Raw genomic sequence first — 24659 nt, forward strand, 5'->3', positions numbered from 1 at the left:
AGAGGAAAAAACGCAATATTATTCAGTTGCCAAATATAATTCTGGAATTGTGATCGTATACGAAATTTATCGGAAATGACTGCCTCATTCTGACGCAGTGCGCCCTAAAACAGTGCATTTTTTGCGCCATTGTTAATGCCATTCGCACCCATCGCCGTAATCTCACGACAAGTGGCAGTCAGTTAGCCTAATTTCTGCTAACATCCTTGCACTATTCACCTTACAAAGTGGCAGCAACTATGAAATTTGTCTCTTTTAATATCAACGGCCTGCGAGCCCGCCCTCATCAACTGGCAGCCATTGTCGAAAAACACCAACCGGATGTTATTGGCTTACAGGAGACAAAAGTTCACGACGACATGTTCCCTCTCGAAGAGGTGGCAAAACTGGGCTACAACGTCTTCTATCATGGGCAAAAGGGCCATTACGGCGTAGCGCTGCTGACCAAAGAGACGCCGATTTCCGTGCGCCGTGGCTTCCCGCAAGACGACGAAGAAGCACAACGCCGGATTATCATGGCGGAAATCCCCTCTCCACTGGGAAATATCACCGTCATTAACGGCTATTTCCCTCAGGGCGAAAGCCGCGACCACCCGTTGAAATTCCCGGCAAAAGCGCAGTTTTACCAGAACCTGCAAAACTATCTGGAAACTGAGCTAAAACAAGAGAATCCCGTGCTGATCATGGGCGATATGAATATCAGCCCGTCCGATCTGGACATCGGTATTGGTGAAGAGAACCGCAAACGCTGGCTGCGCACCGGTAAGTGTTCCTTCCTGCCGGAAGAGCGCGAATGGATGGCAAGGCTGATGAACTGGGGTCTGGTTGACACCTTCCGCCAGGCAAATCCAGAAACCGTCGACAAATTCTCGTGGTTTGATTACCGCTCGAAAGGATTTGACGATAACCGTGGCCTGCGCATAGATCTTCTGTTAGCGAGTAATCCGCTGGCAGAACGCTGCGTAGAAACGGGCATTGACTATGAAATCCGTAGCATGGAAAAACCCTCCGACCATGCGCCAATCTGGGCCACCTTTCGCGGATAAATCATGCTGACGTCCTGGCGGCTACGCGGGCGAGGACGTGAAATATATTGAGTAAAATCAACAAAACGGCAGTAAGAATTTGTGACTTACTGCCGTTTATTATACTGTCACAATCGTTTTTTGTTTCCCGACAAACTCTCTATTATCAAGTCTTGATATAGGAAATCGCTGCGATGAAAGCCGAGTGTAAATTACCGATCGCCTGTCTGTTATTTGGCATTGTGGTTTACGCTATTCATTCATGCGGATTCTTTGATTTAGTCGTTAATTTACCCCATCTGCAAGAAATCGTTCGCCAAAGCGGCACGCCTGGTTACATCCTGTATATTCTGTTATTTATTATTGCCACGCTCTGTCTGATGCCCGGTAGCGTACTGGTCATTGTTGGCGGTGTGGTATTTGGTCCCCTTTGGGGAACGCTGCTCTCCCTGGTGGCGGCAACCCTGGCCTCCGCACTGTCTTTTCTGCTTGCCCGCTGGCTGGGCAGAGATCTGCTGCTGAAATACGTCGGCCACACGCCCGTATTTCAGGCGATTGAAAAAGGGATCGCCCACAGCGGTACTGATTTTTTAATCCTTACGCGTTTGATTCCATTATTTCCCTATAATATTCAAAATTATGCTTACGGCCTGACGGCTATCTCATTCTGGCCTTTTACGTTTATTTCCGCCATCACCACCTTACCCGGACTGTTGATATATACCCTGATGGCCAGTGAACTCGCCAGCGAAGGGGTCTCGACGGTCTTTATTGTGAAACTCTGTCTGGCAGGTCTGTCATTATTTATTTTAATTCAGCTTGCCAAAATATATGCCCGACATAAACGGGTTGATCTGCATGCTTCCGATACACCGAACAGCCCACCAACCTACTCATCGAATAATACGAAAGGATAGAGAGATGCAACATCATACAACGACATGGAAAAAAGGATTCACGGCGCTGTGCTTTTTGGCCGTAGCAGGAGTCAGCGGTTGCGATCAAAAAACAGATGCGGCGACAACGGCGCAAAAGACAGAATATGATGGTCTTTCAGAGAGTAAGCCGCTGCGCATCGATTCACAGGCGCACACTGTCACCCTGCTGGTGCAAATTAACGGGCGCTTCCTGACCGACGATACCCGCCACGGCATTGTGTATAAAGGCGGCTCCAACGGTCATAAATCACTGTTTATCGGCTATGCCGATCCCAAAGCACTGTATGACGCGTTGAAACAAGCCGGTGCCACTCCGGGTGATAATATGACGATGGAGAATAAAGAGACCACCCATGTCGCCGGGAGTAAACTGGATATGTCGGTCAACTGGGAAGGCGCGGCTAAATCATATTCCTTCAATGACGTTATCAATGACAGTAATGGCAAAAAACTGGATATGCGCTTTGGCGGTAATTTGCAGGCAGCACAAGAGATGAAAACCGGTTGCCTGGTGTGTCTGGATAGCTGTCCTGTCGGCATTGTCAGCAACGCCACCTATACCTATGGTGCGGTCGAAAAACGCGGCGAAGTGAAATTTAAAGGTGACGCCTCGATATTACCGCCAGACGGCACGCTGGCTACCGTGACATTCAACGTCGCTGAATAAGTTAACAGGTAAAGGATGATGGATAATAAAACGCGTATTCTCTGGTACTACCGAAGCGGAATCATCATCCTGTTGGCAGCCTTACTGTTAGCATGGGCGCTGCTTCCCGGCGTTCATGCGTTTATTAATCACAGTATTGCGGCCTTTGCCGCCGTGGACCAACAGGGCATTGAACGTTTTATTCAATCGTACGGCGCCCAGGCGGCGGTAGTCTCTTTCATTTTGATGATCTTGCAGGCCATTGCCGCCCCGCTTCCGGCGTTTCTGATCACCTTTGCCAATGCGTCGCTGTTCGGTGCCTTCTGGGGCGGTCTGCTCTCCTGGACAAGCGCAATGGCAGGCGCTGCCCTCTGTTTTTTCATCGCCAGGGTGATGGGGCGTCGCGTTGTTGAGAAATTAACCGGCAAAGCCGTACTGGAAAGCATGGACGGTTTTTTTGCGCGTTACGGCAAACATACTATTCTGATCTGTCGTCTGCTGCCTTTTGTCCCATTCGATCCAATAAGTTACGCCGCCGGTCTGACGTCGATCCGTTTTCGTCATTTTTTCATCGCGACGGGTCTGGGTCAGCTACCGGCAACCATTGTCTATTCGTGGGCAGGAAGCCTGTTAACCGGCGGGACATTCTGGTTCGTGACCGGACTGTTTATTCTGTTCGCGCTGACGGTGGTGGTCTTTGCTGCCCGAAAATTCTATAGCGAACGTCAAAAGAGGAGTTCCTGATGGGGTTGCCGCCTCTGAACAAAATCCCGTTGATTTTACGTCCCCAGGCGTGGCTGCATCGCCGCCATTACGGCGAAGTGCTCAGCCCGATCCGCTGGTGGGGGCGTATTCCCTTTATCTTCTATCTGGTTTCTATGTTTGTGGGTTATCTGGAGCGCAAACGCTCACCGCTGGATCCGGTGTTACGCGCGTTGGTCAGCGCCCGAATAGCACAAATGTGCCTGTGCGAATTTTGTGTCGATATCACCAACATGAAAATCGCGGAACGCACAGGCAGTACGGACAAACTGTTTGCCGTCAGTGACTGGCGGCAAAGTCCGCTGTTTAGTGAGTCTGAACGTCTGGCGCTCGAGTATGCTGAAGCCGCCAGCATGACCCCCCCTCGCGTCGATGACGCCCTGCGCAGCACGCTGACCGCCCACTTTGACGCGCAGGCGCTGACGGAACTGACCGCACTGATCGGCTTACAAAATTTATCGGCGCGTTTTAACTCGTCAATGGACATTCCCGCTCAGGGCCTGTGTCGCCTCCCGGGCGGGCCGTCATCAGACGCGAAATCAGAATAATAAGGGGAAAATATGCGCCATTGTGTATGGTTATTGGGGATCCTGTCGCTCTTTTCCCAGCCAACGTATGCCCTCGACTGGCAGCAGATCAAAGATGAGGCGAAAGGCCAAACCGTCTGGTTCAATGCCTGGGGCGGCGATAATGCCGTCAATCAGTATCTCGACTGGGTGAGCGGCGAAATGAAAACCCATTACGCAATCAACCTCAAAATTGTCCGTCTGGCCGATGCCGCCGATGCCGTCAAACGCATCCAGACGGAGTCTGCCGCCGGACGTAAAGCAGGCGGCTCGGTGGATTTGCTGTGGGTGAATGGCGAAAACTTTCGGACGCTGAAAGAGGCCGGATTGCTGCAAACCGGATGGGCGCAAACGCTGCCAAACTGGCGATTCGTGGATACACAACAACCGGTTAACGAGGACTTCGCCATTCCCACTGAAGGCGCAGAATCGCCCTGGGGCGGCGCGCAGCTCACCTTCATTGCAAACCGCGCGACCACGCCCGAACCACCCAAAACCCCACAGGCGTTGCTGGAATTTGCCAAAACGCATCCAGGGACCGTGACCTATCCGCGCCCACCTGACTTTACCGGTACCGCCTTTCTGGAACAGCTTCTTATTACGCTGACGACCCAGCCTGATGCTCTGAAAATCGCCCCCGATAACGCCACGTTTGCTGAGGTTACCGCGCCACTCTGGCACTATCTCGACGCACTGCATCCCTGGTTGTGGCGAAAAGGCGCTGATTTTCCGCCATCGCCTGCCCGTCTGGACGCCCTGCTCAATGCCGGTGTGCTGCGCCTCTCCATGACCTTTAATCCTGCCCATGCGCAGCAAAAAATCGCCAGCGGCGAACTCCCCGCCGCCAGTTACAGTTTTGGTTTTTCTCAGGGCATGATAGGTAACGTGCATTTCGTCACGATCCCGGCGAATGCCCGCGCCAGCGCAGGCGCGAAGGTGGTCGCCAATTTTCTGCTCTCCCCTGAGGCGCAGTTACGCAAAGCCGACCCCGCATTCTGGGGCGACCCTTCGGTGCTGGATCCGAAAAAGCTCCCGGATGCGCAACGTAACGTTCTGCAGTCGCGGATCCCGGAAGGATTACCCGCCGTACTGCCTGAACCCCATGCTGCATGGGTAAACGCGCTGGAACGAGAATGGCTACGCCGTTACGGTACGCATTAATTTCGCTGCTCTGGTGCACTATAGCGGCGATCTATTCGCCGCTGGTCCCCGCCGCGTTCGCGCTCATCATTCCCGCGCTGTCCGTTAAACACTGGCTGGCGCTGTTTGCCGACCCGCAGCTATCACAGGCGCTGCTGGCAACGCTGACCTCGGTGACCATTGCCACGGTTGGCGCGCTGGCGATTGCCCTGACGGTGATTGTCGCCCTCTGGCCGGGTGCGAAGTGGCTGCGTCTGTGCGCACGTCTGCCGTGGCTGCTGGCGATTCCGCACGTGGCCTTTGCCACCAGCGCGCTGCTGTTGTTTGCAGAGGGCGGGTGGCTGTATCGGACATTCCCTTTTTTCTCGCCGCTATTGGATCGCTATGGTATCGGGCTTGGCGTGACCCTGGCGGTGAAGGAGAGCGCCTTTATCCTGTGGATCCTGGCGGCACTGCTGAGCGAAAAACACCTTTCCCAACAGGTTATCGTGCTGGATACGCTGGGTTACAGCCGTCTGCAGTGTCTGAACTGGCTGCTGCTGCCTTCTGTAGCGCCCGCGCTGGGGGCGGTAATGCTGGCGGTTGTCGCCTGGTCTCTCTCGGTTGTTGACGTGGCGATCATTCTCGGGCCAGGCAATCCTCCTACGCTGGCGGTATTAAGCTGGCAATGGTTAAGTCAGGGAGATAGCGAGCAACAGATCAAAGGCGCGCTGGCCAGTTTGCTGCTGGTGGGACTGCTCGTTGCCTTCGCGCTGACAGGTTATCTGCTCTGGCGCTACTGGCAACGCACCCTCCCCGCGATCAGCGGCGTGCGTCACCGCCGTTCATCGACACGACCAGGCAAAACGCTTTCGGTGATGCTGCCGTTAACGGGCGTGCTGTGCGCCCTGCTGCTGGCGCTTATCGCTCACCCTGCGTCCGTCAACCATGAGGCGTTAATCAACAGTCTGTACCTGGGCCTGGCCGCCAGCGCCATCGGACTTATCGTGATTCTTTTATGGCTGGAGTGGGGACCCGCACGTGGCCATCGCTGGCTCTGGTTGCCGATCATTCTACCGGCGCTACCGCTGGTGACCGGGCAATATACCCTCGCGCTGCGACTGGAACTGGACGGCCAGTACGCCACCGTTATCTGGGGGCATCTGCTGTGGACTCTCCCGTGGATGCTGTTTGCGCTACGTCCGGCCTGGCAACGCATCGACCCACGCCTGATACTGGTGGCGCAAACGCTGGGCTGGACAAAAGGTAAGATATTCTGCTGCGTTAAATGTCCGTTGGTGGTACGTCCGGCGCTGCTGGCCTTTTCGGTAGGGTTCTCCGTCAGCATCGCCCAATATATGCCAGGACTTTGGCTGGGCGCCGGTCGCTATCCTACACTGACCACCGAAGCGGTCGCGCTCAGTAGCGGCGGCAGCAACGCAATCCTGGCGGCCCAGGCGTTATGGCAGCTATTGCTCCCGTTGCTGGTTTTCGCGCTGACCGCGCTCATTTCAAGGTGGATTGGCTATTCACGACAAGGACTCCGCTAATGCTCGCTGTTCGCCATCTCTCGCTGCATGTGGGACAGGTGCCACTGCTTAAACAGATGAATTTCGCTGTCGACAAAGGTGACATTGTCACTTTAATGGGGCCGTCAGGCTGTGGTAAATCGACCCTGCTCTCCTGGATGGTGGGGGCAATATCTTCGCATTTTCAGGCCAGTGGCGAACTGTGGCTTGATACACGGCGCATCGATGGTTTACCCACCGCAGAGCGACAAATCGGCATTCTGTTTCAGGATGCTTTGTTGTTCGATCACTTCAGCGTCGGGCAAAACCTGCTGCTGGCGATCCCTGCCAGGTTGAAAGGTTCAACGCGGCGAGACGCCGTTCAGCAAGCCCTTGAACGTGCCGGGCTGGAGGGTTTTTATCACCGTGACCCGGCCTCGTTGTCCGGCGGTCAGCGGGCGCGCGTTGCCCTGCTGCGTGCGCTGCTGGCGCAACCTCAGGCGCTATTGCTGGATGAGCCGTTCAGCCGCCTGGACACGGAACTTCGCGAAGCCTTTCGCCAGTGGGTATTTGCTGAAATACGCCAGCAGGGAATTCCCGTGGTGCAGGTCAGCCATGATGTACAGGATATTCCCCCGGGCGGTGTGGTGTTGCAAATGGCTGACTGGGCGTGAATTTGCGCACAAACTGCGTTAACGCAAAGTTTTTGCCTCACGGCAGGCAGAGAATAGCGCCCTCTTATTTCAATGTCGGGCTATTCGATGAAACGTGTTTCTCAAATGACCGCGCTGGCACTGGCTTTAGGGCTCGCTTGCGCTTCTTCGCAGGCTGCTGAAATGTCGCAGGCGCTCACCCTCCACCAGTTGCAACAAAAACAGGGCGCTGCCATTGATACGCGTCAAAGCGCTTTCTACAACGGCTGGCCACAGTCGCTCAATGGCCCCTCAGGGCACGAACCCTCCGCGCTGAATCTCTCCGCGAACTGGCTCGATAAAATGAACGATGAGCAGCTCACCGCCTGGCTACAGACGCATCAGTTAAACGCCGATACCCCGGTGGCGCTTTACGGTAATGAAACCGACATGCAGGCCGTCAAATCGCGTTTGCAAAAAGCCGGTTTACACCAGATTTCCACCCTCAGCGATGCATTGCAACAGCCTTCCCGCCTCCAGCGACTACCGCATTTTGAGCAACTGGTTTTCCCGCAGTGGCTGCACGATCTTCAGCAACAGAAGTCCGTGACGGCAAAACCGGCCGGTGACTGGAAAGTCCTCGAAGCAGGCTGGGGCGCGCCGAAGTTCTACCTGATGAGCCACATTCCTGGCGCCGGTTACATTGATACCAATGAAGTGGAAAGCGAACCGCTGTGGAACAAAGTGTCCGATGCTCAGCTTAAAGCGATGCTGGCGAAGCATGGCATCCGCCACGATACGACGGTTGTCCTGTATGGTCGCGACGTTTACGCGGCAGCGCGTGTCGCGCAGATCATGCTCTATGCCGGTGTGAAGGATGTTCGCCTGCTCGATGGCGGCTGGCAAAGCTGGTCCGATGCGGGCCTGCCGGTAGAACGCGGCACACCGCCGAAAGTGAAAGCGGAACCTGATTTTGGTGTCACCATTCCGGCGCAACCGCAGCTGATGCTGAATATGGAACAGGCTCGCGCCCTGCTGCATCGCCAGGATGCTTCGCTGGTCAGCATTCGCTCGTGGCCTGAGTTTATTGGTACCACCAGCGGGTACAATTACATCAAACCGAAAGGCGAGATTGCCGGTGCGCGTTGGGGCCACGCTGGCAGCGACTCTACGCACATGGAAGACTTCCACAATCCGGATGGCACCATGCGTAGCGCAGACGATATCGCCGCCATGTGGAAGCAGTGGAATATCCTGCCGGATCAGCAGGTTTCCTTCTACTGCGGCACCGGTTGGCGCGCCTCAGAAACGTTTATCTATGCCCGCGCGATGGGCTGGAAAAACGTCTCCGTCTATGACGGCGGCTGGTACGAGTGGAGCAGCGATCCGAAAAACCCGGTCGCCACCGGCGAGCGGGGTCCGGACAGCAGCAACTAAATCGTGAATGCCTGATGGCGCTACGTTGTGTAGGCCGGATAAGCGTAGCGCCATCCGGCAACACGTCTTATCCGGCACGCTGAAGCGATTTCAGCGTCAGGTAGCCACTCCAAATCCGCGTCAACGTCGTCATCCAGCACAACACGCCGAATACCCACGCAAGCCACGAAAAATAGGCTGGGAATAAACAACTCAACACAAACAGCAGAATCGTCTCCGTCCCTTCCGTCAACCCGCCGAGATAGTAAAACGATTTGTGCGCATAGCCGGGATTATCAATCTGATGTTTCGCCGCCAGCGCGGCAAAGGCCAAAAAGCTGCTGCCCGTGCCGATAAACGCAAACAGCAGCCAGCCACCGGCCAGCGCATTTTGCTCCGGAGCGGCGAGAATAAAGCCAAACGGAACCAGTGCGTAAAAGAGAAAATCGAGCGAGATGTCGAGAAATCCGCCCGCATCCGTCAGCCCCCGGCGTCTGGCTAATGCGCCGTCCAGGCCATCCAGAAAACGGTTCAACACAATAGCGACCAGCGCGGCCAGATACCAGCCCAGTGCCAGAAACGGCAAGGCCAGGACACCGATAGCAAAACCGAGCAGCGTCAGTCCGTCTGGCGTAATCGCCGGTTTATCCAGGAGGCTGGCGCACCGATGCAGGAGGGGTTTAATTCCAGGGTGAAGATAGCGATCAAGCACAAATGCTCCCGTAAGTGTAAAGGTCTTCAGATTAGATAAAACTGCGGATATTATGGCATTTTCTCTCGTCAGACAGTGTTGAATATAATGAAATCTCTCGACGTCGTTGCCGCCATCATTGAACGTGATGGCAAAATTTTACTGGCTCAGCGCCCGGAACACGCCGACCAGCCCGGAATGTGGGAATTTGCCGGTGGAAAAGTCGAGTCCGGTGAAAGCCAGCCACAGGCACTGGCGCGCGAACTCAGGGAGGAGCTGGGGATCGACGCGGTGGTTGGGCAGTATATTGCCAGTCATCAGCGCGAAGTGTCTGGTCGGTTAATTCATTTGCATGCCTGGCATGTGCCGGACTTTAACGGTACGTTGCGCGCGCATGAACACCAGCGCCTGCTCTGGTGTTCGCCTGAAGATGCGCTTAATTATCCTCTCGCCCCGGCAGACATTCCGCTATTAGAGGCATTCAGGGTTTTACGCGGCACCAGACCAGCGGATTCGTACTGAGGGTTTTCTCGTCACGCTGGCACTGCAACAACACGCCGTCGGCTTTGATGACGGCCCCTTCTGAATAGTTTTGGTCCTGGTAGATACAGCACAAATTGCAGGGCTGCGGGCGCTGTCCGCTGGAGCTGAAGACCTCCGGCGGCACGTTGACGTCGACATCCGGGCGATAACGGTCATTCGCCTGTACAGCGAAAGGCATAAGCACCACTGCAACAGCGGCCATCAATAAACGGCGCATAGTCATTCCTTTTAAATTGAACTCGTCTTCCATTATAACGGTCGTCAATGGCAGAAACTTTAGCCCTCTGATCATCGCTTTTGGTAATGACGCCCGTCTCGTTATTAATTTGCTTAGCACGATGATTTTTTTCTTGCTTAGCGTCACATTGCTGATGTTATATTCAAAATCTGCAAACACCTATTCACATAAAACACAATTACAACCACATTAAAATATAAGAGGTTTTTAAATCTATGGATCAGACATGTTCTCTGGAGTCGTTTCTCAACCATGTTCAAAAGCGCGACCCGAATCAAACCGAGTTCGCGCAGGCCGTTCGTGAAGTCATGACCACCCTGTGGCCCTTCCTTGAGCAGAATCCCCGTTATCGCCAAATGTCATTGCTGGAACGTCTGGTTGAGCCGGAACGTGTGATCCAGTTTCGCGTTGTCTGGCTGGACGACCGCAATCAGGTTCAGGTCAACCGGGCCTGGCGCGTACAGTTTAACGCAGCGATCGGTCCTTATAAGGGCGGGATGCGTTTCCACCCTTCGGTTAACCTGTCGATTCTGAAATTCCTCGGCTTCGAGCAAACCTTTAAAAACGCCCTTACCACACTGCCAATGGGCGGCGGTAAAGGCGGGAGCGATTTTGACCCGAAAGGCAAAAGTGAAGGCGAAGTGATGCGTTTCTGCCAGGCGCTGATGACCGAACTGTATCGTCATTTGGGGCCGGATACGGATGTACCCGCCGGTGATATCGGCGTAGGCGGGCGTGAAGTGGGCTTTATGGCTGGCATGATGCGCAAACTCTCCAACAATAGCGCCTGTGTCTTTACGGGCAAAGGTCTCTCCTTCGGCGGAAGTTTGATCCGCCCGGAAGCGACCGGTTATGGTCTGGTCTACTTCACCGAAGCGATGCTCAAACGCCACGGTCTCGGGTTTGAAGGGATGCGCGTGGCGGTTTCCGGCTCTGGCAACGTGGCGCAATTTGCCATTGAAAAAGCGATGGAGTTTGGCGCGCGTGTGGTCACCGCCTCCGATTCCAGCGGTACCGTCGTTGACGAAAGCGGCTTTACCACAGAAAAACTGGCGCGCCTGTGCGCCATCAAAGACAGTCGCGATGGGCGCGTCGCCGACTACGCGCGTGAGTTTGGCCTGACCTATCTGGAAGGCAAACAGCCGTGGTCAGTTCCGGTCGATATCGCCCTGCCATGCGCTACGCAAAATGAGCTGGATGTCGATGCCGCTCGCCAGCTTATCGCCAATGGCGTGAAAGCCGTGGCGGAAGGCGCAAACATGCCGACCACCATCGAAGCCACCGATCTGTTCCTGGAAGCGGGCGTACTGTTCGCGCCGGGTAAAGCGGCTAACGCAGGTGGTGTGGCGACCTCCGGGCTGGAGATGGCGCAAAACGCCGCGCGTTTAAGCTGGAAGGCAGAAAAAGTGGATGCACGTTTGCACCACATTATGTTGGATATTCACCACGCGTGCGTGGAGTACGGCGGTGAAAATAAACATACCAACTATGTTCGTGGCGCAAACATTGCGGGCTTCGTCAAAGTGGCTGACGCGATGCTGGCGCAGGGCGTGATTTAACGTTCTGTCGGTCTGACCATCAGACAATGCCGGATGGCGGCATAACTGCCTTATCCGGCCTACGACGACTTATCAGGCCTACACATTACAGGCCCGCTTCTGCTGATGGCGGGCTTTTTTTCGCCGTACGTTTACGCGGCGCGGACTTTTTCTTCTCGCCGCCGCCGGGTGCAACGATTCCCCGAAAACGCCTTACCGGCGTACGCTTCGCCTGGTCAATCAGTTGGTAGAGCGTTCCGACCAACGGCTGCATAAAATCCTGATAACGACACTGTTTCTCACTGATTTGCGTCAGGATCGACTCCCAGTGCGCGGTCATATCGGGTCGGGTCGCCATTTCCGGCAGCGAGTGAAACAACGCTTTACCGGCATCAGTAGAGTGAATGTAGCGCCCTTTTTTGATCAAAAAACCGCGTTTAAACAGTAACTCAATGATACCGGCACGAGTCGCCTCGGTGCCCAGACCGTCGGTTGCACGCAGGATCTTTTTCAGATCTTTGTCCTGCACAAAGCGAGCGATACCGGTCATTGCCGAGAGCAAAGTCGCATCCGTAAAGTGGCGTGGCGGTTGCGTCTGACGCTCGACCACTTCACCTTTCTCGCATAAAAGCTCATCGTCTTTCGCGACCACCGGCAGCGGCGTGCCGTCGTTCTCTTCATCACGTTCTTTATTACCCAGCAGCGTGCGCCACCCCGCTTCCGCCAGGAACCGGGCTTTGGCAATAAATTTACCCTTCGCAATGTCCAGTTCAATCACGCACTTGCGGAACACCGCATCCGGGCAGAACTGCATCAGATACTGGCGCGCAATCAGGTTGTAGACCTTCGCTTCGTTGTCGTTTAGCGAGATCGATGAGCTACGCGCGGTCGGGATGATGGCGTGGTGCGCATCGACTTTTTTGTCATCCCAGCAGCGGTTACGGGTATCCGGATTGACCGCAGGCTGCGGCAGCAGATCCGACGCATGGACGCTGATGGCGTTCAGTACCGCATGACGTCCGGCAAAATGTTCTTCCGGCAGATAGCGACAGTCGGAACGTGGGTAGGTAATAAGCTTGTGGGTTTCATACAGCTTCTGGCAAATATCGAGCACATTCTGCGCGCTCAGGCCGAAGCGTTTGGCGGCTTCAATCTGCAAGGCGGAGAGTGAAAACGGTAGCGGCGCTGATTCTGATTCCCGTTTATCGTTATAACTGGTGACCACCGCGGGCTGCCCGTTGATACGGTTTACCACGTGTTCCGCCAGCGGGCGATGAAGTAAACGCCCTTCTTCGTCCTGATACGGTTCACAGGCTTCGCTGGGTTGCCAGAGGGCGGTGAACCGTTCATCGGCCGGCGTCACAATATGCGCCTTAACCTCAAAGAAATCTTTGGCGACGAAATTTTCGATCTCTTCATCGCGGCGCACCACCAGCCCAAGAACCGGCGTCTGTACGCGCCCCACCGAGAGAACGCCCTGATAACCGGCGTTGCGCCCCAGAATGGTATACGCGCGGGTCATGTTGATGCCGTACAGCCAGTCGGCCCGCGCACGCGCCAGCGCCGAGACGCACAGCGGCACAAATTCGCTATTGGAACGCAGACGTTCAATCGCCCGTTCGACCGCCTGCGGGTTGAGATCGTTGATCAAACAACGTTGCACCTGATGGCGCTTTTCCGGGGCCAGTTGCAGGTAATCCAGCACTTCATCCACCAGCAACTGCCCTTCGCGATCGGGGTCTCCCGCGTGAATCACTTCGCTGGCTTCATGCAAGAACCGTTTGATGACGTTGAGCTGCTTCGTCACGGAAGGACGCGGTTGCAACTGCCATTTTTCCGGCACTATCGGAAGATCGGCTAAGCTCCAGCGCGCATAACGACTGTCATACGCGTCGGGCTGCGCTTGTTCAAGCAGGTGACCGATACACCAGGTCACCACTTGCCCATTTCCGCATTCAATAAAACCATCGCCTTTGCGATGCGGCTTTGGCAGCACATCCGCAATGGCGCGGGCCAGACTCGGTTTTTCGGCAATATACAACCGCATCGACTTAACGGATCTCGACCATGGCGCGTCCGCCACGTGCTTCAACCAGCTCACCGATGGCGGTCAGATCGATACCAAACTCCGCCGCGGTCGCTTTCACTTCCGCTTCGGATTCCGGCGTCACCGCCAACAACAGTCCACCAGAGGTTTGCGGATCGCACAACAGAGAACGTACCGCGTGCGGCATCTCGCCCATCAAATGCCCGTAGCTGGCATAGTTGCGTTCCGTACCGCCTGGCACTGCGCCCAGTTGAATATACTCTTCAACCCCCGGCAGTTTTGGCACATCCTGATAATCAATTTGCGCCTGTACGCCTGCGCCCTGACACATCTCGCTTAAGTGCCCCAGCAAACCAAAACCGGTCACATCGGTCATCGCCTTCACGCCGTCGATATTGGCAAACGCTGCGCCTGCAATATTCATTCGGCACATCACTTCGGTCGCCAGTCCCTGATGTTCCGGCTTCAGCAGTGATTTTTTCTCTGCGGTGGTCAGTACGCCAATCCCCAGCGGTTTGGTGAGGAACAACTTGCACCCGGGCTGCGCGGTACTGTTCTTTTTCACGCGCTCAGTAGGCACAACGCCGGTGACGGCCAGGCCAAAAATCGGCTCCGGCGCATCAATGGAGTGACCGCCCGCCAGCGCGATACCGGCTTGTGTACAGGCAAAACGCCCGCCTTCAGTGACTTCCCGGGCGATCTCCGGAGACAGCGTATTGATCGGCCATCCCAAAATCGCGATCGCCATAATCGGTTTGCCGCCCATCGCAAAAATATCGCTAATGGCGTTGGTCGCCGCAATGCGACCAAAATCGAACGGGTTATCGACGATAGGCATAAAGAAGTCAGTGGTACTGATAATACTGGTGCCATTACCCAGATCGTATACCGCCGCATCATCGCGGGTTTCGTTACCCACAAGCAGGTTCGGGTCGACAAACTTCGCCTGCTCGCTGTGCAGGATGGTTTCCAACACTTTGGGGGAAATTTTACAACCGCAACCGGCTCCGTGGCTGTATTGCGTTAAACGAATGTTTTGCTCGCTCATGGACATCTCCTGTCATTGCAATCCGACTATGGTAACGCTCATTCTGTGATGTGATAAGAGTGACTGTCTGAATTCCGGCGTCTTTGCTCATAATCCAGACAGTTTCGTCGAATATCTCAAAAATAACGGACGAAGGGGGTCGGATCCGGCAGGTTAATGCTCGTCGAGGCTTTCAGTTGCGGCGTCCCCAGATAGAGAAATCCCACAATTTTATCCTGCGCCCGGCACTGAAAAGCATCGCGCACGACCGGGCTTTCCGTTAATGCGCCACTGCGCCAGATCCCATTGAAGCCTTGCGCGATCGCCGCCATCTGCATCGCCATCACCGCACAGCCCGCTGACATCTGTTGCTCCCAGACCGGCACTTTGTGGTTCTCTTCGCACTTCGCCACCACGGCGATGATCAGCGGCGCGCGAAACGGTGCGGAACGGGCTTTCTCAACGGCTTTTTCATCCCCTTCTTCCACCATGGCTGCTTTCTCCAGCGTGGCGCTAAAACGTTCGCGACCTTCGCCTTCAATCACAAAAAAACGCCAGGGTTGCAGAGATTTGTGGTCCGGCGCGCGCATGCCCGCCCGCAGAATGTTTTGCAGTTGTTCACCGGCGGGAGCGGGTTCGGCCAGGCGAGAGGCGCTACGGCGGTTAACAAGTAATTCGAGAGCATCCATTTAGTTAACTCCAACAATGATGTTAATTCACAAAATTAACACGTGAGCAGATTTTGTTACAGCACAGGCAGTGATTCCTGCTGACAAGAGCCGGTTGGGTCATTACGATAGCCTCATCTTAGCGCTTTCTTCAGGTACGGTGAGAATGGCGTTGTGTTTCTTTGGTTAGGGAGTATACATGCGAACCCTGTGGCGATTTATTGCCGGATTTTTTAAATGGACGTGGCGACTGCTGAATTTCGTTCGTGAACTGGTGCTTAACCTGTTCTTTATTCTGCTGGTGTTGGTGGGTGTGGGCATCTGGATGCAGGTCAGCAGCAGTCATACCAGCGAGCAAACGGCGCGTGGCGCGCTGCTGTTGGATATTTCCGGCGTGATCGTCGATAAACCCTCCAGTACCAACCGCCTGGGCATTCTGGGTCGTCAGTTTTTTGGCGCTAGTTCTGACCGACTGCAGGAAAATTCGCTGTTTGATATCGTAAATACGATTCGCCAGGCGAAAGACGACCGCAATATTACCGGCATCGTGATGGACCTGAAAAATTTCGCTGGGGCGGATCAACCTTCCATGCAGTATATCGGTAAGGCGCTGCGTGAGTTCCGCGACAGCGGTAAGCCCGTTTTTGCCGTGGGCGATAACTACACTCAGGGGCAGTATTACCTGGCGAGCTTCGCGAATAAGGTTTGGCTCTCACCGCAAGGCGCCGTCGATTTGCACGGATTTGCCACCAATGGCCTGTATTACAAATCACTGCTGGATAAGCTGAAAGTCTCCACCCATGTTTTCCGCGTCGGGACCTATAAATCCGCCGTGGAACCATTTATCCGTGACGATATGTCTCCGGCCGCGCGAGAAGCGGACAGTCGCTGGATTGGCGAACTGTGGCAAAACTACCTGAATACCGTTGCCGCAAACCGTCAGATCCCTGCCCAGCAGGTATTCCCAGGCGCACAGGCCATGCTCGACGGGTTGAGCAAAGTGGATGGCGATACGGCGAAATACGCACTGGATAGCAAACTGGTGGATGCGCTGGCCTCCAGCGCCGAAGTGGAAAAAGCGCTGACCAAACAGTTTGGCTGGAGCAAAAAGGAAAATAATTACCGCGCCATCAGCTATTACGATTACTCGCTGAATCCCCCTGCAGAGACCGGCGACAGCATTGGCGTGGTCTTCGCGAATGGCGCCATCATGGATGGCGAAGAGACTCCGGGGAATGTCGGTGGCGACACCACTGCCTCGCAGATCCGCGATGCGCGTCTGGATCCTAAAGTGAAAGCGATCGTCTTGCGCGTCAACAGTCCTGGCGGTAGCGTCAGCGCCTCCGAAGTGATCCGTGCAGAACTGGCGGCAGCGAAAGCGGCAGGTAAGCCTGTGGTAGTTTCAATGGGGGGTATGGCCGCTTCCGGCGGTTATTGGATCTCAACGCCTGCCAGCTATATTGTGGCCAACCCCAGCACCCTGACCGGTTCTATCGGTATCTTCGGGGTGATCAACACCGTTGAAAACAGTCTGGATTCCATTGGCATCCATACTGACGGCGTCGCCACCTCTCCGCTGGCGGATCTGTCGATGACCAAAGCCCTGCCGCCGGAAGTGCAGCAGATGATACAACTGAGTATTGAGAACGGCTACAAACGCTTTATCACCCTGGTGGCAGATGCGCGTAAGAGCACGCCGGAGCAAATTGATAAGATTGCGCAGGGCCATGTCTGGACCGGACAGGATGCGAAAGCCAACGGTCTGGTCGACAGTCTGGGCGACTTTGACGATGCGATTGCCAAAGCCGCTGAACTGGCCAAACTCAAGCAATGGCATATTGATTACTATCAGGATGAGCCAACCGTCTTTGATATGGTCATGGACAGCATGTCAGGCTCGGTTCGCGCAATGTTGCCAGAAGCGATTCAGGCGATGCTGCCAGCCCCGCTGGTCTCTGCGGCAAACGTAGTAAAAGCAGAGAGCGACAAACTGGCGGCGTTTAATGATCCACAAAACCGTTATGCGTTCTGTTTAACCTGCGCGAACGTTCGCTAATCATCAACCCCTCTTCACATGAAGAGGGGTTTTTATGATCCAGAAGAAAATATCATGCAGAAGAAATCGATTTACGTTGCTTATACTGGCGGTACCATTGGTATGCAGCGTTCAGAACAAGGCTACATTCCTGTTTCCGGTCATCTTCAACGTCAACTGGCGCTGATGCCCGAGTTCCATCGGCCTGAAATGCCAGACTTCACCATCCATGAATATGCACCACTGATGGATTCATCCGACATGACGCCGGAAGACTGGCAGCACATTGCCGAAGACATCAAAGCGCATTACGACGAATACGATGGTTTTGTCATTTTGCACGGCACTGACACCATGGCGTTTACCGCCTCGGCGCTCTCCTTCATGCTGGAGAATCTGGGCAAACCGGTCATAGTGACAGGGTCACAAATCCCGCTGGCGGAGTTGCGTTCAGACGGTCAAATCAATCTGCTGAATGCGCTGTATATCGCGGCGAATTACCCGATCAACGAAGTGACGCTCTTTTTCAATAATCGCCTGTTTCGCGGTAATCGCACCACCAAGGCGCACGCAGACGGTTTTGATGCCTTTGCTTCCCCGAATCTACAGCCATTGCTGGAAGCCGGGATCCATATTCGTCGGCTGGGCACGCCGCCCGCACCGCACGGCGAAGGTGCATTGCTGGTTCATCCGATCACGCCGCAGCCGATTGGCGTGGTGACCATTTATCCGGGAATTTCCGCCGATGTGGTGCGTAACTTCCTGCGCCAGCCGGTAAAAGCGCTGATTCTGCGTTCTTACGGCGTGGGAAATGCACCGCAAAACAAAGAGTTCCTAAAAGAGCTGGAAGACGCCAGCTCGCGGGGTATTGTCGTAATCAATCTTACGCAATGTATGTCCGGCAAAGTGAACATGGGCGGTTACGCCACGGGTAACGCGCTGGCGCACGCCGGGGTGATTGGCGGTGCCGACATGACCGTTGAGGCGACGCTGACCAAACTGCATTACTTACTGAGCCAGGGATTAGACACACAAACCATTCGCACCGCGATGACACAAAACCTTCGCGGTGAACTGACGCCGAACGACTGAGTCGCCCTCAGGAGGACGAAATGACGAACCGGGCTTTGTTACTGGTCGATTTGCAGAATGATTTTTGTGCCGGTGGCGCACTGGCGGTTCCTGAAGGGGACAGCACGGTAGAGGTTGCTAACCAACTTATTGCCTGGTGTACATCCCGGGGAGATGCCGTGATCGCCAGTCAGGACTGGCACCCGGCCGATCACGGGAGTTTTGCCAGCCAGCATCAGGCACAGGCGTACAGTCAGGGGCAACTTGACGGGCTGGCGCAAACCTTCTGGCCCGATCACTGTGTGCAAAACAGCGACGGTGCGGCGTTACACCCCCTGCTCAATCAACGCGCCATTACGGCTATTTTCCATAAGGGTGAAAACCCGTTGGTCGACAGCTACAGTGCCTTTTACGATAACGGGCGCCGCCAGAAAACGACGTTAGATGCCTGGCTTCGTGACAATGGCGTAGACGAGCTGGTTATCATGGGGCTGGCAACCGACTACTGCGTGAAGTTTAGCGTGCTGGATGCGTTACAGTTGGGCTATACGGTGAGCGTCATCACCGACGGCTGCCGGGGGGTGAATATTCAGCCGCAGGACAGCGCACAGGCGTTTATGGAGATGTCTAGCGCAGGCGCAACGCTGTATACCCTGGCTGACTGGGAAGAGACGCAGGCGTAAATACCCTGTTTTGCTGACCACTCGGGATGACTTTACCCGAGTGGCCATTTCCCCATAAGAAAATTGAAATAAATCTCACCACCCTTCGCAAAGAGTAGAAATGCGAAAAAGCGCCATAAATGAAACTTACGATATTGAATCGCCGTATTAGCAATAACGACCAGGCTGACAGGGATATAAAGTAAAAATAATAATTCTATAATTCTCAAGAGTAGATTTGCTGTATGAGGAACAATCTGTTTTTCACTATAAAAATCATAAATTAGCAGATGCGCCTGGAGCAATGTCATATAAGGCGCGACACCGGTCACCCAGCATACGAACCACAGAGGACTGCGACCCGTTACCCATATAAAAAATGGATTGCAATTTCTTTTTTTCATACAGCAACGAATGCCTTAATAATCTCTGCACAGAATGAAAAGTAATTAAAAACACCGCTAATGACTGCCAGTATGGCCAGGACACGCCACACCCAAAACCCCTCATAGTTACCAATACTCATAGATATCGCCCATAAAGTTAGTGGGACTAAAACGACCTTCAGGAATATAATAATAAAAAAAATTACCTCTCCTGTATTTAGTTCTATTGTCCCATGACCGATTTGATAATTAATAGCATAAAGGCACAGTGAAATCATTCCGTTGAGAATGACGCCGGTTATCCAGTAAGTAAAACAAAGAGGATACCCCCCAGCCAACCAATTCACAAAATTATTATAAAATTGTTTTATGGTATTCATTTCATTGATTTAACCGTCACTATTATCTAATGTAAGAGCCATCATGATAAAATGAGGCGAATCGATTTCAACTTCTGATTTCGGACTTGCATATTGAAAATATGCATTTTTGATATAAGACGTTATTAGATTTTCAGCCCAAAAAGAATGCCCTTTTTCACTCTCAGTTCCTGTGATATGCCAAACGCTATATTTACCGGTTTGGCGTGTCAGCATCCATTGTCATATGCTGCACGTCAGCTGCAGAGATGGCAACGCTGTATACCCTGGCTGACTGGGAAGAGACGCAGGCTTAAGTTTTATTCGGGCATCGGCGTTGGCTGATGCCTTTTTCCCCTCATATTGCCTCCATGACAGCAAAAACCGCTTTTTATGTTCATAAAGCCAATGAACCCCTGCGATTTCAGTCACAAAAAACCGCCATCTTATCCCCTTACAATTTACGCCACGCTCTGGGAGCAGTATCGCGAGTCATTTAAGGAGTTAGCCGTGGCTTATTTATTACTGACATGGGCTGCCATTTTCTGGGGCGGAAATTATGTCGTCGGGCATATTCTGGTGCAATATGTCGATCCCTACGGATTGAGTCTTATACGCTGGGGGGGCACGACGCTGCTGATGTTTGCTCTTTACTGGAAGACATTTGTTCAGGACTATCCGGCACTGCGCCGTCATCTCAGGATGAATACCCTCTTCTCTTTGCTTGGTCAGGTTAGTTTTCCTCTCAGTTTGTATATTGGGCTGCAATACACCACCTCGCTAAACGCGTCCATCTATATTTCCAGCACACCTTGCCTGGTGTTGCTAATCAATTATTTTATTTTCCGGGAGCGTATTTCCGGAAGAAATATCCTCGGCGTTATTGCCAGTACTGCCGGAGTTATCTTTCTTGCGTTCTCCAACGCTAAAGGCGCCAGCAGTCTGCAGGCCTTCGGCTGGGGAGATGTGCTGACGATTGTGTCTGCATTGAGCTGGGCATTTTACTGCGCGTTGTTGCGGCTCAAAAATAAAGAGGTGAAAAATACCTCATTTGTTGCCTTCAGCTCCCTGATTGGCACGATCATTCTTGTGCCAATGTACTGGCTGCATGCCACATTTTCGCAAGACTTCCACGGTATGATTTACACGGTTTCACCTCCGGTTATAGCCGGGATCCTCTATTTAATTATCTTTCCATCATGGCTTTCTTATGTGTTCTGGAACAAAGGTGTTTCGCTGATAGGAACGACACGTAGCGAAATTTATACGCATCTCATCCCCATTTCTGGCGGGATAATGGGAATCGCTTTCCTCGGCAATACGCTGGAGACTTATCATCTCATTACCCTGCTTTTGATTGTTTTTGGCATCGTCTGCTGCTCAGCAAAAAACTTAGCAACTGAGAAAATCTAAACCGTGACGGAGATTTTTGGCAAGTCGTCACGAAAAACAGCGAACCGTTTCCCGAATGGACGGAAATAAACCGGTGAACGGCGCATGGGATCTGCTGGATAAGCAACCTGCCGAGAGAGAACCCCCCCCTGTTAAAAGAACTTCACGAAACGTTGCCAAAGAGCCAACGCGTGACCATTGCCGTGGGGGCGAATGTCGAAAGCCCGAAAAGCTGAGTGGATGTGAAAGCCTTTGCGCTTTTTCGGGCGTGGCTGGCCCGTACACAGGCCCAGCAAGCGTCGACGCCGCTGGGCAAAACCAACGTTACTGCACTTTCAGTGTCGCGATCGGCGGCGGTACAATGCCGAAATCGGCTTTCAACTGCTGCTTACTTTTCATCACCATCTGACCATTAGTGTCAATCGTCATATGTTGCGCGTCGGTATTGTGGCGCGCCTGCCATAACATCACCAGTTGCAGACTGTTCTCTTTTTGTTCCGGCGTCAGCGCGACGCCATCAGGCCATTTCCCCAGTTCAACCGCGGTGGATAACCGCTGATAAACTTCCGGTGTCATGCTGTCGATCATCTCATCAAGGTTCATGATAAGTCCGCTCCTCTGGAATAATTTGCTGAATCGTTTTTTCAACCTTTAATTTGTTCGCCATTTTCATCATCGGTAAAGCTTAATGAGGCTGAATTGACGCAATAACGCTCGCCAGTTGGCTGCGGGCCGTCCGGGAAGACGTGTCCCAGGTGCGCATCACAGTTTCCGCAACGGATTTCAATACGCTGCATCCCATGGGAATTATCTTTAATGTAACGAATAGACTCTTCGCTGACCGGCTCATAAAAACTGGGCCAACCACAGCCCGAATCAAACTTCGTCTGGGAGTGAAATAGCGCGGCATCGCAGACCAGGCAATGGTAGGTCCCACCCCGCTTGTTATGCAGCAAACGCCCGGTAAACGGCGGTTCTGTGCCGTGATTTTGCGTCACGTAAAATTGCATTTCCGACAAATTTTTTTTCAGTTCTTCCGGAGAGAGTTGCTTAGCCATTTACTCGTGTCTCGCTGTAGATATACTCACATCACGAAACCGATTCTAACAAAACATTAACACCCCAGTGCGAACTTTTGTTCTAAACTTGATCCTGGCGAAATGGCAGCTCGTGATTCGTGATCGCAATCACATTTTTATCTGAGTTGCCCTTTAAAATTCGGGGCGCCGCCCCCACGTGGTTTCAAGCCCAAAGGAAGAGTGAGGTGAATCAGTCGTGCAAAGCTTGTTCAGAGGATTGATTTGTCGCAATGATTGACACGATTCCGCTTGACGCTGCGTAAGGTTTTTGTAATTTTACAGGCAACCTTTTATTCACTAACAAATAGCTGGTGGAATATATGACTATCAAAGTAGGTATCAACGGTTTTGGCCGTATCGGTCGCATTGTTTTCCGTGCTGCTCAAGAACGTTCTGACATCGAGATCGTTGCAATCAACGATCTGTTAGACGCTGAATACATGGCTTACATGCTGAAATATGACTCCACTCACGGCCGTTTCAACGGTACCGTTGAAGTGAAAGACGGTCATCTGATCGTTAACGGTAAAAAAATCCGTGTTACCGCTGAACGTGATCCGGCTAACCTGAAATGGGACGAAGTTGGTGTTGACGTAGTTGCTGAAGCTACTGGTCTGTTCCTGACTGACGAAACCGCTCGTAAGCACATCACTGCTGGCGCGAAAAAAGTGGTTCTGACTGGTCCGTCCAAAGACAAAACTCCAATGTTTGTTAAAGGCGCTAACTTTGACAAATATGCTGGCCAGGACATCGTTTCCAACGCATCCTGCACCACCAACTGCCTGGCTCCGCTGGCTAAAGTTATCAACGACAACTTCGGTATCGTTGAAGGCCTGATGACCACCGTTCACGCAACCACCGCTACTCAGAAAACTGTTGACGGCCCGTCTCACAAAGACTGGCGCGGCGGCCGTGGCGCGGCTCAGAACATCATCCCTTCTTCTACCGGTGCTGCTAAAGCTGTAGGCGTTGTACTGCCAGAGCTGAACGGTAAAATTACGGGTATGGCGTTCCGTGTTCCGACTCCGAACGTATCCGTTGTTGACCTGACCGTTCGTCTGGAAAAAGCAGCTTCTTACGAAGACATTAAGAAAGCAATCAAAGCGGCTTCTGAAGGCCCGATGAAAGGCGTTCTGGGTTACACCGAAGACGACGTTGTATCTACCGATTTCAACGGTGAAGTTTGCACTTCCGTGTTCGATGCTAAAGCAGGTATCGCACTGAACGACAACTTCGTGAAACTGGTATCCTGGTACGACAACGAAACCGGCTACTCCAACAAAGTTCTGGATCTGATTGCTCACATCTCCAAATAAGTTGAGATGAAACAGTAATCTGTAAGAGAGCGACTTCGGTCGCTCTTTTTTTTGCCTGAAGAGAAAGGATTACGTGATGATCAATAAAATTTTTGCACTGCCAATAATCGAACATATTACCCCTGTCCTCTCCCGCCGCCAGCTTGATGAGCTGGAGGTGATCGTTGTCGACCACCCGCAGGTAAAAGCGTCTTTCGCATTACAGGGCGCGCACCTGCTCTCCTGGAAACCGGCAGGGGAAGACGAAGTTCTGTGGTTAAGCAACACGACGCCGTTCAAAACAGGCACCGCGTTGCGCGGCGGCGTACCGATTTGCTGGCCGTGGTTTGGACCGTCAGCACAGCAAGGGCTGCCTGCTCACGGTTTTGCCCGTAACCTGCCGTGGACGCTGAAAGCGCACAACGAAGACGATAACGGCGTGGTCCTGACCTTTGAACTGCAAAGCAGCGACGCCACCCGCAAGTATTGGTCGCATGACTTTACGCTGTTAGCCCGTTTTAAACTGGGGAAAACCTGCGAGATTGAGCTGGAAGCCCACGGTGAGTTTGAAACGACGTCCGCGCTGCACACCTATTTTAACGTCGGTGATATCGCGGCAGTGAAAGTGAGTGGCCTTGGCGATCGCTTTATCGATAAAGTGAACGATGCCAAAGAAGATGTGCTGGCTGACGGCGTGCAAACGTTCCCGGACAGGACTGACCGTGTGTACCTGAATCCACAACCCTGCAGCGTCATTCACGATGACGCACTCAATCGCACTATTGACGTCGTACACCATCACCACCTCAACGTTGTAGGCTGGAACCCGGGCCCGGCGCTGTCCGTGAGCATGGGTGATATGCCGGATGATGGTTACAAGACGTTTGTTTGCGTCGAAACGGTGTACGCTACCGCGCAGCAAAAGACCACCGAAGAGAAACCTTCTCGTCTGGCGCAAACGATCCGCGTCGCCAAACGTTAAGGGATAAGTGATGCCGGTGTTTCTGTCGTTTTCA

General features: G+C 53.4%; 27 protein-coding genes and 1 pseudogene. 18 read left to right on the forward strand and 10 right to left on the reverse strand.

Features of this window, described 5'->3' with window-relative positions:
• Positions 1–239 precede the first annotated feature (239 nt).
• From xthA to P2W74_RS13355, 9 genes are all read left to right on the forward strand, one after another.
• Positions 240–1046: an exodeoxyribonuclease III gene (xthA, locus tag P2W74_RS13315; protein WP_276291964.1), complete on the forward strand. Its 807-nt coding sequence runs from the start codon at positions 240–242 to the stop codon at positions 1044–1046.
• 173 nt (positions 1047–1219) lie between these two features.
• On the forward strand, positions 1220–1942 hold the full coding sequence (locus tag P2W74_RS13320) for a TVP38/TMEM64 family protein (RefSeq protein ID WP_276291965.1): 723 nt from the start codon (positions 1220–1222) through the stop codon (positions 1940–1942).
• A gap of 4 nt (positions 1943–1946) precedes the next feature.
• Positions 1947–2630 carry a YdjY domain-containing protein gene (locus P2W74_RS13325; protein WP_276291966.1) on the forward strand — a complete coding sequence of 228 codons (684 nt, stop codon included), beginning with the start codon at positions 1947–1949 and terminating at the stop codon, positions 2628–2630.
• Between the two features lie 15 nt (positions 2631–2645).
• Positions 2646–3353 (forward strand): TVP38/TMEM64 family protein, encoded by a 708-nt coding sequence (locus P2W74_RS13330; RefSeq protein ID WP_276291967.1) that lies wholly within the window; start codon positions 2646–2648, stop codon positions 3351–3353.
• Positions 3353–3919, forward strand: coding sequence for a carboxymuconolactone decarboxylase family protein (locus tag P2W74_RS13335; protein ID WP_276291968.1), 567 nt, complete (start codon positions 3353–3355; stop codon positions 3917–3919). Before P2W74_RS13330 ends, P2W74_RS13335 begins: the two co-directional genes overlap by 1 nt.
• A 12-nt stretch (positions 3920–3931) precedes the next feature.
• On the forward strand, positions 3932–5098 hold the full coding sequence (locus tag P2W74_RS13340; RefSeq protein ID WP_276291969.1) for an ABC transporter substrate-binding protein: 1167 nt from the start codon (positions 3932–3934) through the stop codon (positions 5096–5098).
• Positions 5071–6606, forward strand: a complete 1536-nt coding sequence (locus P2W74_RS13345) for an ABC transporter permease family protein (protein ID WP_276291970.1) — start codon at positions 5071–5073, stop codon at positions 6604–6606. The genes P2W74_RS13340 and P2W74_RS13345 overlap by 28 nt, the downstream gene beginning before the upstream one ends.
• Positions 6606–7238: an ATP-binding cassette domain-containing protein gene (locus P2W74_RS13350; protein WP_276291971.1), complete on the forward strand. Its 633-nt coding sequence runs from the start codon at positions 6606–6608 to the stop codon at positions 7236–7238. Before P2W74_RS13345 ends, P2W74_RS13350 begins: the two co-directional genes overlap by 1 nt.
• A gap of 87 nt (positions 7239–7325) precedes the next feature.
• Positions 7326–8633: a rhodanese-like domain-containing protein gene (locus P2W74_RS13355; protein WP_276291972.1), complete on the forward strand. Its 1308-nt coding sequence runs from the start codon at positions 7326–7328 to the stop codon at positions 8631–8633.
• 67 nt (positions 8634–8700) lie between these two features.
• Here the strand turns inward: P2W74_RS13355 and P2W74_RS13360 are convergent, their stop codons facing one another.
• A complete protein-coding gene (locus tag P2W74_RS13360; protein WP_276291973.1) occupies positions 8701–9324 on the reverse strand; it encodes a CDP-alcohol phosphatidyltransferase family protein in 624 nt (207 codons plus the stop codon).
• 87 nt (positions 9325–9411) lie between these two features.
• Here P2W74_RS13360 and P2W74_RS13365 point away from each other — a divergent pair, with 87 nt between their 5' ends.
• The gene (locus tag P2W74_RS13365) at positions 9412–9825 is read left to right on the forward strand and encodes a pyrimidine (deoxy)nucleoside triphosphate diphosphatase (protein WP_276291974.1); all 414 of its coding nucleotides are present in this window, start codon (positions 9412–9414) and stop codon (positions 9823–9825) included.
• Here the strand turns inward: P2W74_RS13365 and P2W74_RS13370 are convergent.
• On the reverse strand, positions 9785–10063 hold the full coding sequence (locus P2W74_RS13370; protein ID WP_412767191.1) for a YnjH family protein: 279 nt from the start codon (positions 10061–10063) through the stop codon (positions 9785–9787). The genes P2W74_RS13365 and P2W74_RS13370 overlap by 41 nt on opposite strands.
• A 236-nt stretch (positions 10064–10299) precedes the next feature.
• Between P2W74_RS13370 and gdhA the strand changes: the two genes are divergently transcribed.
• Positions 10300–11643 carry an NADP-specific glutamate dehydrogenase gene (gene gdhA, locus P2W74_RS13375; protein WP_276291975.1) on the forward strand — a complete coding sequence of 448 codons (1344 nt, stop codon included), beginning with the start codon at positions 10300–10302 and terminating at the stop codon, positions 11641–11643.
• Between the two features lie 85 nt (positions 11644–11728).
• Here gdhA and topB read toward each other — a convergent pair whose 3' ends face one another.
• The 3 genes from topB to P2W74_RS13390 all read right to left on the reverse strand — a co-directional run bounded on the left by topB (position 11729) and on the right by P2W74_RS13390 (position 15385).
• Positions 11729–13669, reverse strand: a complete 1941-nt coding sequence (topB, locus tag P2W74_RS13380) for a DNA topoisomerase III (protein WP_276295193.1) — start codon at positions 13667–13669, stop codon at positions 11729–11731.
• 4 nt (positions 13670–13673) lie between these two features.
• Positions 13674–14717, reverse strand: coding sequence for a selenide, water dikinase SelD (selD, locus tag P2W74_RS13385; protein WP_276291976.1), 1044 nt, complete (start codon positions 14715–14717; stop codon positions 13674–13676).
• A 116-nt stretch (positions 14718–14833) separates the two neighbouring features.
• Positions 14834–15385 (reverse strand): NAD(P)H nitroreductase, encoded by a 552-nt coding sequence (locus P2W74_RS13390; RefSeq protein ID WP_276291977.1) that lies wholly within the window; start codon positions 15383–15385, stop codon positions 14834–14836.
• 178 nt (positions 15386–15563) lie between these two features.
• Here P2W74_RS13390 and sppA point away from each other — a divergent pair, with 178 nt between their 5' ends.
• The 3 genes from sppA to pncA are packed head-to-tail and all read left to right on the forward strand — an operon-like array spanning position 15564 to position 19153.
• Positions 15564–17420, forward strand: a complete 1857-nt coding sequence (gene sppA, locus P2W74_RS13395) for a signal peptide peptidase SppA (protein ID WP_276291978.1) — start codon at positions 15564–15566, stop codon at positions 17418–17420.
• Between the two features lie 54 nt (positions 17421–17474).
• A complete protein-coding gene (ansA, locus tag P2W74_RS13400) occupies positions 17475–18491 on the forward strand; it encodes an asparaginase (protein WP_276291979.1) in 1017 nt (338 codons plus the stop codon).
• Between the two features lie 20 nt (positions 18492–18511).
• Positions 18512–19153, forward strand: a complete 642-nt coding sequence (pncA, locus tag P2W74_RS13405; protein ID WP_276291980.1) for a bifunctional nicotinamidase/pyrazinamidase — start codon at positions 18512–18514, stop codon at positions 19151–19153.
• 32 nt (positions 19154–19185) lie between these two features.
• Here the strand turns inward: pncA and P2W74_RS13410 are convergent, their stop codons facing one another.
• From P2W74_RS13410 to P2W74_RS13420, 3 genes are read right to left on the reverse strand one after another with little or no spacing between them, the layout of a single operon-like run.
• Entirely contained in the window at positions 19186–19536 is a 351-nt protein-coding gene (locus P2W74_RS13410; protein WP_276291981.1) for a hypothetical protein, read from the reverse strand.
• Positions 19533–19898 (reverse strand): hypothetical protein, encoded by a 366-nt coding sequence (locus P2W74_RS13415; RefSeq protein ID WP_276291982.1) that lies wholly within the window; start codon positions 19896–19898, stop codon positions 19533–19535. Before P2W74_RS13415 ends, P2W74_RS13410 begins: the two co-directional genes overlap by 4 nt.
• 9 nt (positions 19899–19907) lie before the next feature.
• Positions 19908–20114, reverse strand: coding sequence for a hypothetical protein (locus tag P2W74_RS13420; RefSeq protein WP_276291983.1), 207 nt, complete (start codon positions 20112–20114; stop codon positions 19908–19910).
• Between the two features lie 273 nt (positions 20115–20387).
• Here P2W74_RS13420 and P2W74_RS13425 point away from each other — a divergent pair, with 273 nt between their 5' ends.
• Positions 20388–21290 (forward strand): DMT family transporter, encoded by a 903-nt coding sequence (locus tag P2W74_RS13425; protein ID WP_276291984.1) that lies wholly within the window; start codon positions 20388–20390, stop codon positions 21288–21290.
• Between the two features lie 55 nt (positions 21291–21345).
• Positions 21346–21502: pseudogene (locus tag P2W74_RS13430) on the forward strand (chitinase); the annotation flags it as partial.
• A 91-nt stretch (positions 21503–21593) separates the two neighbouring features.
• Here P2W74_RS13430 and P2W74_RS13435 read toward each other — a convergent pair.
• A complete protein-coding gene (locus P2W74_RS13435; protein ID WP_162379809.1) occupies positions 21594–21872 on the reverse strand; it encodes a YeaC family protein in 279 nt (92 codons plus the stop codon).
• A 41-nt stretch (positions 21873–21913) separates the two neighbouring features.
• Complete coding sequence (msrB, locus tag P2W74_RS13440) at positions 21914–22327, reverse strand: peptide-methionine (R)-S-oxide reductase MsrB (RefSeq protein WP_276291985.1); 414 nt, start codon at positions 22325–22327, stop codon at positions 21914–21916.
• A 341-nt stretch (positions 22328–22668) separates the two neighbouring features.
• On the opposite strand from msrB, the gene gapA reads away from it, so the two are divergent.
• A complete protein-coding gene (gene gapA / locus P2W74_RS13445; protein ID WP_203358049.1) occupies positions 22669–23664 on the forward strand; it encodes a glyceraldehyde-3-phosphate dehydrogenase in 996 nt (331 codons plus the stop codon).
• A 76-nt stretch (positions 23665–23740) separates the two neighbouring features.
• Positions 23741–24625, forward strand: a complete 885-nt coding sequence (locus tag P2W74_RS13450) for a D-hexose-6-phosphate mutarotase (RefSeq protein WP_276291986.1) — start codon at positions 23741–23743, stop codon at positions 24623–24625.
• The last annotated feature ends 34 nt before the right edge of the window (positions 24626–24659 follow it).

Source organism: Citrobacter enshiensis (genome assembly GCF_029338175.1).
GTDB lineage: Bacteria > Pseudomonadota > Gammaproteobacteria > Enterobacterales > Enterobacteriaceae > Citrobacter_D > Citrobacter_D enshiensis.

Coding starts and splice junctions, on each gene's coding strand:
- P2W74_RS13365 (WP_276291974.1), top strand. CDS start 9,412: ATGAAATCTCTCGACGTCGTTGCCGCCATCATTGAACGTGATGGCAAA.
- gdhA (WP_276291975.1), top strand. CDS start 10,300: ATGGATCAGACATGTTCTCTGGAGTCGTTTCTCAACCATGTTCAAAAG.
- gapA (WP_203358049.1), top strand. CDS start 22,669: ATGACTATCAAAGTAGGTATCAACGGTTTTGGCCGTATCGGTCGCATT.
- P2W74_RS13435 (WP_162379809.1), bottom strand. CDS start 21,872: ATGAACCTTGATGAGATGATCGACAGCATGACACCGGAAGTTTATCAG.
- sppA (WP_276291978.1), top strand. CDS start 15,564: ATGCGAACCCTGTGGCGATTTATTGCCGGATTTTTTAAATGGACGTGG.
- P2W74_RS13450 (WP_276291986.1), top strand. CDS start 23,741: ATGATCAATAAAATTTTTGCACTGCCAATAATCGAACATATTACCCCT.
- P2W74_RS13355 (WP_276291972.1), top strand. CDS start 7,326: ATGAAACGTGTTTCTCAAATGACCGCGCTGGCACTGGCTTTAGGGCTC.
- P2W74_RS13325 (WP_276291966.1), top strand. CDS start 1,947: ATGCAACATCATACAACGACATGGAAAAAAGGATTCACGGCGCTGTGC.
- msrB (WP_276291985.1), bottom strand. CDS start 22,327: ATGGCTAAGCAACTCTCTCCGGAAGAACTGAAAAAAAATTTGTCGGAA.
- P2W74_RS13350 (WP_276291971.1), top strand. CDS start 6,606: ATGCTCGCTGTTCGCCATCTCTCGCTGCATGTGGGACAGGTGCCACTG.
- topB (WP_276295193.1), bottom strand. CDS start 13,669: ATGCGGTTGTATATTGCCGAAAAACCGAGTCTGGCCCGCGCCATTGCG.
- selD (WP_276291976.1), bottom strand. CDS start 14,717: ATGAGCGAGCAAAACATTCGTTTAACGCAATACAGCCACGGAGCCGGT.
- P2W74_RS13415 (WP_276291982.1), bottom strand. CDS start 19,898: ATGAATACCATAAAACAATTTTATAATAATTTTGTGAATTGGTTGGCT.
- P2W74_RS13410 (WP_276291981.1), bottom strand. CDS start 19,536: ATGAAAAAAAGAAATTGCAATCCATTTTTTATATGGGTAACGGGTCGC.
- P2W74_RS13420 (WP_276291983.1), bottom strand. CDS start 20,114: ATGCTGACACGCCAAACCGGTAAATATAGCGTTTGGCATATCACAGGA.
- P2W74_RS13390 (WP_276291977.1), bottom strand. CDS start 15,385: ATGGATGCTCTCGAATTACTTGTTAACCGCCGTAGCGCCTCTCGCCTG.
- P2W74_RS13370 (WP_412767191.1), bottom strand. CDS start 10,063: ATGCGCCGTTTATTGATGGCCGCTGTTGCAGTGGTGCTTATGCCTTTC.
- P2W74_RS13345 (WP_276291970.1), top strand. CDS start 5,071: ATGGCTACGCCGTTACGGTACGCATTAATTTCGCTGCTCTGGTGCACT.
- P2W74_RS13335 (WP_276291968.1), top strand. CDS start 3,353: ATGGGGTTGCCGCCTCTGAACAAAATCCCGTTGATTTTACGTCCCCAG.
- xthA (WP_276291964.1), top strand. CDS start 240: ATGAAATTTGTCTCTTTTAATATCAACGGCCTGCGAGCCCGCCCTCAT.
- ansA (WP_276291979.1), top strand. CDS start 17,475: ATGCAGAAGAAATCGATTTACGTTGCTTATACTGGCGGTACCATTGGT.
- P2W74_RS13320 (WP_276291965.1), top strand. CDS start 1,220: ATGAAAGCCGAGTGTAAATTACCGATCGCCTGTCTGTTATTTGGCATT.
- P2W74_RS13340 (WP_276291969.1), top strand. CDS start 3,932: ATGCGCCATTGTGTATGGTTATTGGGGATCCTGTCGCTCTTTTCCCAG.
- pncA (WP_276291980.1), top strand. CDS start 18,512: ATGACGAACCGGGCTTTGTTACTGGTCGATTTGCAGAATGATTTTTGT.
- P2W74_RS13330 (WP_276291967.1), top strand. CDS start 2,646: ATGATGGATAATAAAACGCGTATTCTCTGGTACTACCGAAGCGGAATC.